Source organism: Pseudomonas graminis (assembly GCF_013201545.1).
Lineage (GTDB): Bacteria > Pseudomonadota > Gammaproteobacteria > Pseudomonadales > Pseudomonadaceae > Aquipseudomonas.
Genome location: NZ_CP053746.1, coordinates 2,173,451 through 2,185,817, shown reverse-complemented (window position 1 = coordinate 2,185,817; position 12,367 = coordinate 2,173,451). Strand labels below are relative to the sequence as shown.

Annotated in this window: 7 protein-coding genes; 1 reads left to right on the top strand and 6 read right to left on the bottom strand. The window is 62.3% G+C overall.

The annotated features are described in order from the left end of the window. Positions 1–304: 304 nt before the first annotated feature. Positions 305–6,352, top strand: a complete 6,048-nt coding sequence (locus tag FX982_RS09855; RefSeq protein WP_172610502.1) for a membrane-targeted effector domain-containing toxin — start codon at positions 305–307, stop codon at positions 6,350–6,352. 4 nt (positions 6,353–6,356) lie between these two features. Here FX982_RS09855 and FX982_RS09850 read toward each other — a convergent pair whose 3' ends face one another. The 6 genes from FX982_RS09850 to waaC all read right to left on the bottom strand — a co-directional run bounded on the left by FX982_RS09850 (position 6,357) and on the right by waaC (position 12,366). Beyond that, positions 6,357–7,808: a lipopolysaccharide kinase InaA family protein gene (locus FX982_RS09850; RefSeq protein WP_172610501.1), complete on the bottom strand. Its 1,452-nt coding sequence runs from the start codon at positions 7,806–7,808 to the stop codon at positions 6,357–6,359. Positions 7,809–7,888: 80 nt separating this feature from the next. Beyond that, positions 7,889–8,644: a lipopolysaccharide kinase InaA family protein gene (locus tag FX982_RS09845; RefSeq protein WP_172610500.1), complete on the bottom strand. Its 756-nt coding sequence runs from the start codon at positions 8,642–8,644 to the stop codon at positions 7,889–7,891. Next, the gene (locus FX982_RS09840; protein WP_122625592.1) at positions 8,641–9,375 is read right to left on the bottom strand and encodes a lipopolysaccharide kinase InaA family protein; all 735 of its coding nucleotides are present in this window, start codon (positions 9,373–9,375) and stop codon (positions 8,641–8,643) included. The genes FX982_RS09845 and FX982_RS09840 overlap by 4 nt, the downstream gene beginning before the upstream one ends. Then, entirely contained in the window at positions 9,375–10,181 is an 807-nt protein-coding gene (gene rfaP, locus FX982_RS09835; RefSeq protein WP_172610499.1) for a lipopolysaccharide core heptose(I) kinase RfaP, read from the bottom strand. The genes FX982_RS09840 and rfaP overlap by 1 nt, the downstream gene beginning before the upstream one ends. Next, positions 10,178–11,302, bottom strand: coding sequence for a glycosyltransferase family 4 protein (locus tag FX982_RS09830; protein WP_172610498.1), 1,125 nt, complete (start codon positions 11,300–11,302; stop codon positions 10,178–10,180). The genes rfaP and FX982_RS09830 overlap by 4 nt, the downstream gene beginning before the upstream one ends. After that, a complete protein-coding gene (waaC, locus tag FX982_RS09825; protein ID WP_172610497.1) occupies positions 11,302–12,366 on the bottom strand; it encodes a lipopolysaccharide heptosyltransferase I in 1,065 nt (354 codons plus the stop codon). The genes FX982_RS09830 and waaC overlap by 1 nt, the downstream gene beginning before the upstream one ends. Position 12,367: the final 1 nt, after the last annotated feature.

The following is a 12,367-nucleotide window of genomic DNA, read 5'->3' as shown; positions in this document are numbered from 1 at the left end:
GGCGGGATTATAGCGTAATGGCTCTGGAAGTGGTCGCAGGGAATAAAGTGCCGCGCGATGCTTCTGCAGGACTGCCTTCAGCCGGGAACAGGCCAGCGTGAGCGCCATCGTTGTTGTGGCATGGCACCTGGCGCCTTCCCCGCTGAAGCCGGTTCTACACGTTCGATGCCCCTGCAGTGCGTTAACTATTTAGCACCACGCGCCCCGGCGTTCTGATTGATTGATCGCTCGACGAATCATCGGGCTGCTTGCCCGCTCTCGCGCAACCTCATTGCGCGGAGATCACTCAGGAATGTTACACGCCATGGAAACATTTTCGCCCAACCCGCCTGCGCTTGATCGGCTGACAACGCTGACGACCGTACTCGACGCCGAGCTCCAGCATCTTCCGGATGCAGAGGCGTATCTCAATACCCCGCCTCAGCCAGTGAGCCCGGAGCAGAAAGCGCTGTTGCACTCGGCAATCACCCGCTTCTGGGCCGAGGCGAGCGCGCGTGAGATTTCGCGGCGCGAGCTCTTCGTGACCTGCCTCGAATTGACGCTGCGCGATGACCTGCTGCTGAACATCGACGAAGGCGAACTGCACCGCGACTATGCGCGCTGTCTGCCGGGCATGGATGCCCAGGAGCATGTCGTGTTCAGCGCGCTTGAACTTCGACTCGATGCACAGCGTGGTGTCGAACTGGCCGGGGCGCTTATCGCAACCGCTCAACCGGGGCAGACCTTGCTCTGGTTGCCCGGACAGGCCGTAGAAGGCTTTGTGTCAAACGCGGCCTTGCAGCAAGAACTCGCTCGTCGAGTCAATCACCCACTCCTGCGCCTGCCTTTGCTGCGCTTGATGCAAGACAGCACGCGCGACGCCTGGCTCGAGATTGCCTCGGGCGGCGACGTGTTTCTGGAGCCGTCGACCCCTTCGGACTTCCAGCTCATCCCCATCAAAGGCTCGCCCTACGATCACGTCTTTGATCGCTTGCTGGCAAAGCAGCGTGTGGACATCGACGAGCTGTTCGAGGCGGCGCCCAGCCTATCGAATCAAACCCTTCAGACGCGACTCGAAGACCTGCTCCACCAGCCGAAATCCTGGGGCCCCGACGGCGCTATTGCCGCTGCGCAGGATCGTCGCGCCCGCCGCGACGAGCGCCGCGCACGCCCCGAATGGCTGGAAATGGCCAGCGCCGAACAGCGCAAGCGATACGCGGCCGGGATGATGGATTACGAGCGCGCACGCAGTGCCTTGCTGAGCGTAATGGACAGCGCCGCGTCGCCGGAACAGTTCGCGCGAAGCCATCTCCGTGCGCGGCTGGCCAATGAGCTGGGCATTGATATCAATCCCGATCACGTCGTGATCAGCACCGAACGCGCTCTGCCAATGACGGCTGAAACCTACACCGTCAGCCGATCACTGATTCAACTGGCACTGTACGGCCTGCATCCGGGCGACACGGCGCAGCATTCGGCGTTCCAGACCCAAAGCCATATCACCTACGCCGACCAGCCGCTTGAGCCCGAACACAGCGGGCTGACACCGGCCTACCTCGCCCATGTCATCAACGAGCTGGACTTGCGAAGCCGTTTCGCCCCTGCGCAACGCCAGGCCCTCGGCTCGCCAATCACTCAGCGCCTTATGAGCGAAACGATGCACCATCAGCTCATCGCGCAGGCCCGTGGGGCCGAGCTGCAAGGCCATATCCAAGCCCCGGACCTGGCGCTCATCGAGTCGCTGAACCCAGATACCGTCGCCCCGCGAAATCCCGCCGTTGCCGTGCAGCAGATCAAACTGAATGGCCATGACACCTTGAGCAGCGTGCTGCTGTTGCGCAAGCTCGATGCATCGGGTCTGCCGGACGGACTGCTGATGTTCACCCCGGACAGCCCTCGGCATCAGCATTTTCAGCGCTTCGACAACGAACGTCAGTTGCTCGGCGAGCTTGTGAGCTGGAGCCGCTCCGCCGAGATGAGCCACTTCCTGCTGGGACAGATCACCGCGAACAGAAGGGACGCCCTGAAAGACCAACTGCATGATTTGAGCGAAAAGCCGGCGCCTGCTCAGGGCTGGCTCAGCTACGCAACCCTCCCCGATTACAACAGCGGCTTGCGTACGCTGGTGTCGGCGCGCGTTGAAGTCATGCTCTCCGAGCAACGGCTGCACACACCAGATTGGTTCCTGCGGGCATCGGCCGAGCAGCGTCAGCAAATGGTGGCACTGGAAGATGCACTCGTGGCGGCGGGTAAAATCTACCAAGCCGCTCCGCACACGCAGGTCATCGACTTCGATGCTTACGTCCACCAGACCGCCAGCCGCAAGATCAACGCGCTGCTCAGCCTGCCTCCGGGAACGGTGGACCCTGACCGGATCATCGTTCACACACCCCGCGAAACCCTGTCCTACACGCACATGCTGCGCGACGGTTACGACGACACACTTGGCCTGCTCAACGCGGCGGCCGATACCACCGCCACCTTCAGCGGCCCCGAGGGCGTCGATCTCACACTACTGACCCCGGAGAACGTCGCCGGCTCGGTCCGCGGTCAATGGGTCGCCGATCAGTACATCGCGATGATTCGCGGGCAACTGCTGGCGCCCGGAAGCGAGGACTACAATTGGCGCCGTCAACAGAGCCTGCTACTGACGCAATTGCAAATGCGCGCCGACGCCTTGCGCAGCTTCCTCGAAGGCCACATCGATGCCTCGCAATTGCACTGGCTCACCCTCTCCATCGTCAATATGCACCAGAGCAGCCCGGCGGACCGCCTGCGCTATCCGATCTACCCACTGCAATTGAACGTGGACGTAATGGCCATCGCCTCCCGTGCAGAGGTGATTCACGGCTGCTTCCTGCTTGCACCGCCTGACGCGAGTACCCTGGAGCAGGTTCTGCTGTATACGCCGCAGGCACCGGACGGCCGCGCTTTCCGATCACTCGGCGCGTTAAGTAACACGCTGCTGAGTGCCGGCATGGGCGATTACTACCTGAGCCGCGCCCGGGTCAAGGCGGGCATGCCGCTGGCGTTTGCCCTGGCTGAATTGAAGAAAGGCGGGGGTCGCAAACCTGCGCTGCCAAGGGAGCCGTTCAGCAATCTGTACGACGTGTGCTTCGACCAGGTGATCGAGCGCAAGATCCAGGATGTCGCAGACACCCAGACCGGTCGCGCAGACATGCTCCGCCGACAGGTCTGGAGCAGCCTCGAGCTGATCGCCACCGCCGTCACCTTGCCCTTCCCGCCCGCGAGCTTTGCCGTCGGCATGATCATCGCGAGCGCTGAGGGTTATCGCGCGCTAGAGGCCCTCGACGAGCGGGATCACGCAACCGCCAGCTTCTACGTGCTCAGCGCCTGGCTGAACACGGCGGGGGCTGCGGGCGATCTGCACTCGGGAATGAAGGGACTGGGCGGTGTGCTGAAGGACCTGACGGGCCGAAAAGCGGCCGGCCGGTACGCCCGCTCGGTTGCCCATGCCACCGACGAGACGCTGCAGCCCGTCGTGGTAGAGAACGAACTCTTCTGGGCCGCGCCTCAAGCCGCCAACCGACATGTTCCGCTGTACCGGACCCGCGCGCTGATCCCGGAAACCCTTCAGCCCACCGGGCGCTATGCGCAAACCGATGTCACCGGCGTATGGAGGGCACTGCAGCAGGACACCGCGCCAGTGCCGGTCGGGAATACCCCTGTCCATCCGTTGCACGCCGTGGATGTGTCTTTGGCGGACGCCCTCCCGTTGAATCGCCCGCATGGGCAAGGGATCAGCGTGGTTCGTGGCAATTGTTACGTTGCCATGCAGGGCCGGACCTACCAGGTCCAGTACGACGTCCGGTTGGCCGTATGGCAGATCGTCGATCCGCATAACCCGTTCGCCTTCTTTGGCCGGCAAACGGTACATCTCAACAGCCAGGGCCAGTGGCAACTGCTTGAGCCAGCGCGGTTGCAGGGCGGCGTTCTGCCTTCGTTCAGCCGGCTGGACGAAACCCCTGCCGGCCCCTCCACGGCGGTGGGCGACTTGAGCGATTACGAAATGCCGGAATCGCTGCAACCCTACGTCTTCGGCATCGTCAGCCCAAAGCAGGCTGAACACTTTGAAGAAGGCCCGTTTGGTCTGCATGAGTTTTTCGACGACATTTTCCAGGGCGGGCGGTCGACTTACAGGACGTTGCGTCAGAACCTTTACCGCGATGCGAAGGCATTCTTCGATCAGCCGTCTCTCCCGAGCAAACCTGAGTTGCCGGTGCTGGAAGAGGGCGCGACAGCCCAAGGCTTCTTCGATGCAGTACTTGAGAAATCCAACGGGTTGGTGATTGGCGAAGCACCCACGTCCATCGCCAGCAAGCAGCTGCTCATCGACAACATGCCGTTGCTGGCGCAGCGCAAGGTCGAGGTGCTGTACATCGAGCATCTGCAAACCGACCAGCACACGCACAAGCTGCAGAAATACAGGGCACTCGGCAGCAAGACGCGCAGCGGCTCGCACATGATCAAGCACTACCTGGATACCGTGAACGAGGGCGCGCTCAAGAACGGCAGCGACAAATACGATTACTACCACCTGATCAAGGCGGCCCACCGACACGGCATCGACGTTCGGCCGTTCAGCTCCTCGGTCAGCTATGACTACGCTGGCAACGAAGTGGCATCCGCTGCAGGTGACGCACTCGCGCCGCAAAAGATGGCGGTTTTCTTCGGTAACAAAGTCATCAGCGGCGATGTGCAGATGCACCCCGGCAGACGCTGGATCGCGCTGCTCGACCACCGCACCGCCAACACCTGGCAGCAGCAGCCAGGCATCAGCGAACTGCAAGGCGTACTCAGCCTGCGCGTCGAAGACGTGCCATCGGGCGCGCCGATTCAGATATCCGTGGACAGCGATGCCGTCATCAGCAGCGCTGCGTCGCGCGCGGACTTCAAGGCACAGATCGGCAACCCGAACATCGACAATGGTGCGGGGGCATCCTCACCCGTCAGTCCATCCGGCACGTCAATGGACGATGCGCTGTATGGCTTCTTCGAACGACGTTCGCCCATGGAGTGGGGCCTGGACCCCAACCGCCGCGCCATCGTTTCCCACCGCAGAAGCGAAGGGAACCCCTATGTCGGCGATCACGGTTTTGAATGGAATCCGGCCGGCTATTGGACTCGCGCCGATGCGGCCACCTGGAGCAACGACTACCCACTGGGCGCCATTCAGCAGTCGCTGATCGACAACCGCTACCAGATGCCTGCCGACATGCAGAGCATCTTTCATGACCTGGCCAACTTCCGTCACAGAGGCCTCAACCCTGATTACTTTTTCCTCGAAAGTCATCTAGTGGACGTGCGTGAAAAGTTCTTCGAGCTGGCGAACATGCTGCAAAAAGATGCGCGTTCGGTGCTCAACCTCGCCCTCCCTGAACGCGTGATTCTGCCCGAGGTAAAGGCCGACACGCCGTTGAGCATGTTCATCGAGGAGCTATACGAAAACACATCCGGTGTGGTCATCGGCGAATCCCATTCGGCACGCGCCAGCAAGCGCTTCATCCTCGACAACATGGAGCATCTGGCGCGCCAGGACGTAAAGACGCTGTACATGGAGCATTTGCTGACGGATGTCCATCAGGCCGATCTTGACCGCTTCGCCGAGACGGGGCTGATGAGCAAGCGTCTGCTGCACGACCTCAAGCGCATGGACCATACGTTCCGAACCGACCCGACAGGCCTCTACTCGTTTGAAAGGCTGGTGGTCCAGGCCAGGCGGTACGGCATTGAAATCCGCGCGATCGACTGCGCCGCCAGTTACTTCATCCGTCATCTGCCAACTCACTCCGGCACCACGCGCCAGCAGGTGCTCAGCTATTTTGCGTCTCGCACAATACGCAAGCATCAGGAGGTGATGGGGTCACACAAGTGGATGGCGCTTGTGGGTGAAACCCATGCCAATACCTTCAAGAACAGCGTGCCGGGCCTTGCCGAGCTGGAACAGGGGATCGGCGTGCGCGTGATGGACGTGGCGCCGGGCAAAGGCCACGGCATCATGATTGACCCGGGCGAGCAGGTGCCGGCGGGGCTGGGTCACGAGGCCGTGCAGGTGAAGAATGACTTCCGCGTGGAGATCGAGCTGGCGCCACGCCCTCAGTTGGCCGCGCCCGTCGGCGGTAGGCTGCACAGCCCGGGCATGTTCATGCTCGACGAGTCAGCACCCTTGCGGCCAACGATTGTGCATCGCTCAAGGGACCGCACCCTCAAGCACACGCCTGTGCGGTTCAACACCGCGGGCAAAGCCTACGTCGAACGCGAGTCATGGCCGCAGGTTCATCGTCAGCCGTTCGACAACGTGCAGGCGCTGATCGACGCACTGGTGGAGATGAACCTTAAGCACGCGGACTAACGGGTCACTCCAGCGTTTTTGAAACAGTCGGGATGCGCTGTTCCAGCAACTGGTGCAGCGCGCTGTCGGCTGGCCAGTTGCGCATGAAGCGTGCGCGATCTCTAGCGAACGCCGCCGCGAACGAGCTCTGGGAACTGTGCTGACACATGGCGTCCAGATCGATGAGCGACCAGCGTTCGTTGTGCCAGAACACGTTGTGGCCTTTGAGATCGCCGTGGCTGATGCGCTCGCCGATCATCTGCGCAAACAGATTGTCCAGCGCCTGCAACTCAGCTTCCGGCGCATCGCCAGACGCTACATAGGGCGCGAAGCGCTCAATGATGTCGGGCCCCGGCAGGAACTCGGTGACCAGATACGCTTCAAGGCGCAGCCACATGAAGCGTTTTTCCAGCAGCGCCAGCGGTGTGGGCGTTGCGATGCCGAGGAACCGCAACCGATTGCCTTCGCGCCACGAGTGCCAGGCACGGGACGGACGCCAAAAGCGCTTGAGCCAGTGGGCCAGGTTCTTGATGTTGTAGCGCTTGATCACCAGTTCGCGGCCGGCGACGTCTACCTTGGCGACGCTGGCCGCACCACCGGTCTTGTACAGATGACCGCCATCGACCAGCGCGTCGGCCTGTTCCAGTACCGGCAGCATTCCGGCGACTTCCTCGCGACGAATCGCACGCAGGGCAAACGGCCCGTCTTGGACGCTGAACAGGCTGCATTCGCGGCCGATCTTGATCAGGTAATCCCGCAAGCGCCAACTGCGCACCTTGTCGATCTGCTTTTGCAGCGCTTCGACCGGCAAGCCGTGCTCGCCGTTGCTCAGCAGGTAATAGACGAGTAATTCTTCGGTGAACGGCTCCAGCGACTTGGGCAACTGGGCGAAGAACACGCCGAGGTTTTCCAGCACTTTCTGACGGGACAGCGGCTTGCCCGCTTCTTCGACGCGAATGCCCGCGCCATCGATCAGATACAACGTGGAGCCCTGACGCAGGAGGTTGTCCAGATGCAGGTCTTCCTGCCACAGGCCTTTGGCGTGCATCTGGCCCACAGCGGACAGCGCATCGCCGAGCACTGACTGCTGTTCATCGGCCAGCGGCGGTAGCTCCTCCACCGACTTCCAGGCATCGCCCAGGCTTTCGGCCTGATCCAGAAACTCGAACAGCAACCAGCCGCCCTCGCCTTCCTGCAGCCCGTCGGCCAACAGCAACGGCGTTGGCAGGCCTTGCTTCGCCAGCGCCTGTACGCCGTCGCGTTCTCGCTGGAAATGTCGAGGGGCTTTCGGACCGACCAGAAGCTTCGCCAGCACCGTCCGCCCACGCCAGATGCCGGCGCCGACGTACCGCTGACCGGGCAGGACGCGCAGCAGGCTGAGCAATTGCAGCTCGGCAGGGCCGGCCGCATCCTCCAGCGCAATGTTCATCGGCAGCGCCGGGGTGCGACCGGCGTTTTTCAGTTCAGACAAACGCATCGGCGCCCTCTTTGATCAAGCCCAAATCCAGATCGCAGATCTGACAGGCAGTAAATCTCGTGTGCATCAAAAACCAGAAATCACCGATCCCGGCGCTTGTGACTGCCCCGTTTGGCGACACGCTGCCACCAGGCGTCGACCAGCCCGCTGTCGGTCGGGGCGTACAGATACGTTGCAAGCAGCTCACGGATTTCCGTTTCGTTCCAGACCGGTGCGCGGCGCAGCAAGGGCTCGATGTCCTTGACCCGGTCGCGTTGGCCGAAGATCGACTTGCGCGTCTTCTCAAGGTCGATCAGCTGGGCCAGATACTTTCCGCCGCGCGCCCGCATGAAAATATGCTTGGGGTAGAAACAGCCATGCACCTGCCCGGCCTTGTGCAGCGTGCGCGCCAGTTGCCCGCACGCCTGCAGAATCGCCAGACGCTCGGTCGCCGGCCGCTCGTGCCAGTCCTGCAACAGCGTGTCCAGATCGGTCCAGCCATCCAGCGCGCGGGTCATCAGAATCGCGCGGCGCTCGCCGTCGACTTTTCGGTCCGCGTAAAACACCGCATGCAGCGCGGGAATGCCCAGCTTCTGATACAGGCTGATGTTGCGAAACTCCCGGGAAAACGACGGCTCGCCAAACGGGTGATGCAGGGTGTACGTCAGGTAATTGCTCTGGCGCTTGAGGTAATAACCGGAGCCTTCCAGCTCCAGGCGAAACACACTGCTCCAGCCGCCGCGACCGGTATTTGGCTCATCCACCGCGTCGAGCTCGACGTTCCACAACGCATCGAAGTCCGCCAGACCGTGCCGCTCCAGCAGGCCCCGGTCGGCGTCAGCAATGAAAACACTCATTCGCGACCCTCAAAAAAACTGACGATGTGGCGGATGCGCTTCTTGTCAGAATCATTCAAGCGTTCACGACCACGGTATTGCAGGTAGAACCGCAGGCGCTGGGTGGCCGACAGGTGATATTTGGCGACCTTGTCCAGGCAGGCGAGGTCCTTGGTGATCCGGTAGCGCAGCATGAAGCTGACCCAGAACGCGCCGTTGGGGCAGTCGATCAGGAACACCGTCGCCTGATCGTCCACCAGCAAGTTGCGCCACTTCAGATCGTTATGGGTGAAGTGATGATCGTGCATGGTCCGGGTGTAGCGCGCGACCTGCTGGCTGACGCCGTTGACCCACGCGCGGCTGTCCAGGCGCGTGTCGTTGGCCCGTGCCAGTTCCGACAGGTCTTCGGTGCGCGGCAGTTCGCGGGTGATCAACGCGCCGCGATCATACGCAGCGCCGTTACGCTCCAGCCCCCAGGCGACGACTTCTGCCGTCGGTATGCCCCACTTGGCGAAACGCTTGAGATTCTGCCATTCGGACTTGACCCGTGGGCGCCCCAAATAACGACGCAAACCCTTGCCGGCCGCTACGTAGCGCTTGACGTAGTAGTTCACGCCACCGCGTTCGACGCGGATGACTTCGGACAGTGGGTCCCGGGTCAGGCGCTCGCCTTTGAGGGCGAACACCGCGTCGAGGGTACCGAAGTCTTCCGTCAGCGCGGCGTAGCCAGACTCCAGCTTCCAGCCCGCCATCAGAGCGCGTCCCCGTAGCGCAATTTGCGCTGATAGAGCTTCTCGGCCTTGCCTTCGAGCCAGCTCAACAGCGCCGATTCCTGCGCCAGGATCTGCCGCAGCGGCTGCTGGAAATAGCCCTTGAGAAACCGCAGTTTGTCGCGCCGGGTCAGGCCGATGTCCATCGCCGAGAAATACAGCGCGGCCAGGTCCTTGTTGCGCCAGCGTTGGGTAATCGCCGGGCGCGTCTGGGCGCGGTGCAGGTCGATCACCGAAAGCTTGAAATCTTCAGGTGTGACCGGCTTGTCGGTGTGCAGCAGAAAATGGCAGATGTAGCAGTCGCGGTGGTTGACCCCGGCGCGGTGCATCATCCCGACCAGCCGCGCCACTTCAGCGATGTACGCGCGCTTCATGCGGGGTTCGGGCGGCTCGTTGCGCCAGTTCAGGCTGACGTCTTCCAGGCTCTCGGTCGGCGCCAGCTCTTCGGTGATGATGAACGAGTGCTGCATGGCCGGATTATTGCCGCGCTCGCCGTAGGCCACGGCAGTCATGGTCGGGACGCCGACTTCATGCAGACGGTTGACCGCGTCCCACTCCTGCCCCGCGCCGAGCACCGGCAATTTGGCGGTCAGCAGGTTTTTCGCCACTTCACCCCAGCCAATGCCGCGATGGATCTTGACGAAATAACCGCGCCCGTCGACTTCGGTGCGCAGCGTCCGCCGGTTCTCGAGTTCGCGATAGACCTGGCCTTGCAGCGCCTCAACGGCCTCGAACGCATCGCGCCCCGCCCAGAGGCGCTTGAAGGGTTCAGCAAGGATCAGTTTCATCTGTGGTGCTCCGCCAGAATCACATCCGCAGCGTGCTGCGGCATGCTGTAAAGATCAGCCGTGTCGGCGAATGTCAGCCCGTTGCGGCTCCAGGTGCTGCGCGCGGCGTCGTCCCTGAGCATGCGGGCCAGGTACTGGTTGAGCTGGTTCTGGTTGAACGGCTCATCAAGCACCAGACCGCTGTCGGCTTCGGCGATGTAATGGGCGTAGCCGCACACCGCACTGACCAGCACCGGGAGTCCTGCCACCAGCGCTTCAAGCAGCACGGTGCCGGTGTTTTCGTTGTACGCCGGATGTATCAACAGGTCGGCGCCCAACAGAAAACGCGGGATGTCGCTGCGTCCCTTCATGAAGGTGACGTGATCATCGAGGCCCAGCGCCGTGCTCTGCAGCTGGAATACCTTGGGGTCGTCCTGGCCGATTACAAACAGGCGTGTGCGTTTTTTCAATTCAGCAGGCAGCGCCGCGAGTGCCTTGAGGGTTCGATCCACACCCTTGGTCTTGAAGCCGGAGCCGATCTGCACAAGCAGCAAGTCATCGTCGGCGAGCTTGAATTCGCGACGGAACTCGGTGCGAATCTCGGCCGCATTGGCCGGCGCGCGGCGATCCAGGGAGATCCCCGGCGGCAGCAGGTGAAAGCGCTCAAGCGGCGTGTCGTAATGCTTGACGAACAGCGGCTGCTGCACTTCGGAAATCATCAGGACTTCGGTCTTCGCGTCTTTAGCGAACACTGCGCGCTCGTAGTCGGCGAAGTGACGATAGCGGCCCCAATATTTGTACAGGCCGTGGCGCAGGTTCTGCGCTTTGTCTTCGTAGCAGCCGTCGGCGGCGTAATACACGTCCAGGCCGGGCATCTTGTTGAAGCCGATCAGCCGGTCCACGGGACGCTTGGCCAGGTCGGCGTTCATCCAGTCGGTGAGCTTTTCGTTGCGGCGGTGATTGAAGATCGCCTTGACCGGCGCCACCAGCACTTCGAAGCCAGGCGGTACGTCACCCTCCCAGATCAGCGTGTAGACGCGGATTTTATGGCCGCGCTGCTGACACTCCAGGGCGATGCGCATGAAGTCACGCTGCAGGCCGCCGAACGGGAAGTATTTATAAAGCACGAATGCCAGTTGCATCAGGGATGTTCCTTTGCCAGCAATAGCGCGCCTAACTGGTTCGCTACCCGCTCGGGATTCAAGCGAGTAAAGCACATGGGCCACTCGCGCTCGGTATCGACCTGACGCTGATCTTCAGGCGTCGGTCGGTAGGTGCATTTCTTTTGCAGGCACGGCGCGCAGGCGGGGTAATCGGCCGCCAGATGAACCTGCGACCGGCCGTACGCGCCGGTCAGGCCCGGATTGGTCGGGCCGAACAGCGACAGCGTCGGCACGTCCAGCGCGGCGGCGAGATGACCGAGACCGGTGTCCACCGCGACGCAGCCTTGAGCGCTCGCCAATACGCGTGCAACGCCTGCCAGATTGAGTTTGGGCAACACGACGGCATTATCAAGGCCATCGGCAATGCGCTCGGCCCGTGCCTTCTCGGCCGGATTGCCCCACGGCAGCCGCACTTCAAACCCCTGGCCTATCATGCGTTCGGCCAATTGCCGCCAATACAGCTCGGGCCAGTGCTTGGTGTCCCACGTGGTGCCATGGAGAAACAGCACAAAGGGCGCGTCGTTTGTGGCGGTGAGCAGGTGGCTGCGATCAAGGCCGTAATTACCCAGCCCCGCAGGCACCTGATACCCCAGCGCCTGGGCGAACAGCTGACGCAAACGCTCGACCGCATGCTGGCCGCGGGCAACGGCATGGGGGCGATCATAGAAACGAGCGGCCATGGGCTCGCGCGCGGAAGTCTTGTCCAGCCCGGCAATGGGCGCCTTGACGTAGCGGGTCAGCCAGGCGCTTTTCAGCAGGCCCTGGGCGTCGATCACCAGATCGTAGCGGGTGTCGCGCAGGCGCCGCTTGAACTGGCGCCATTCGCCATTTTTGAGGGTCTGCCAGAGGTTCTTGCGCCAGCGACGGATGGCCACCGGGATCACGTTGGCGACCGCCGGATGCCAGGTCGGAATCTCGGCGAAGCCCTCTTCCACCACCCAGTCGAACTGGATGCCCGGCAGCGCGCCCATGGCGTCGGTCAGCGCGGGCAGGGTGTGGATCACGTCGCCCAGTGACGAGGTTTTGATCAGCAGTACCCGCAAG

Excerpts from the sequence above, each read along its gene's own strand:
- FX982_RS09855 (WP_172610502.1), top strand. The coding sequence starts at position 305 with ATGGAAACATTTTCGCCCAACCCGCCTGCGCTTGATCGGCTGACAACG.
- FX982_RS09845 (WP_172610500.1), bottom strand. The coding sequence starts at position 8,644 with ATGAGTGTTTTCATTGCTGACGCCGACCGGGGCCTGCTGGAGCGGCAC.
- rfaP (WP_172610499.1), bottom strand. The coding sequence starts at position 10,181 with ATGAAACTGATCCTTGCTGAACCCTTCAAGCGCCTCTGGGCGGGGCGC.
- FX982_RS09850 (WP_172610501.1), bottom strand. The coding sequence starts at position 7,808 with ATGCGTTTGTCTGAACTGAAAAACGCCGGTCGCACCCCGGCGCTGCCG.
- FX982_RS09840 (WP_122625592.1), bottom strand. The coding sequence starts at position 9,375 with ATGGCGGGCTGGAAGCTGGAGTCTGGCTACGCCGCGCTGACGGAAGAC.
- FX982_RS09830 (WP_172610498.1), bottom strand. The coding sequence starts at position 11,302 with ATGCAACTGGCATTCGTGCTTTATAAATACTTCCCGTTCGGCGGCCTG.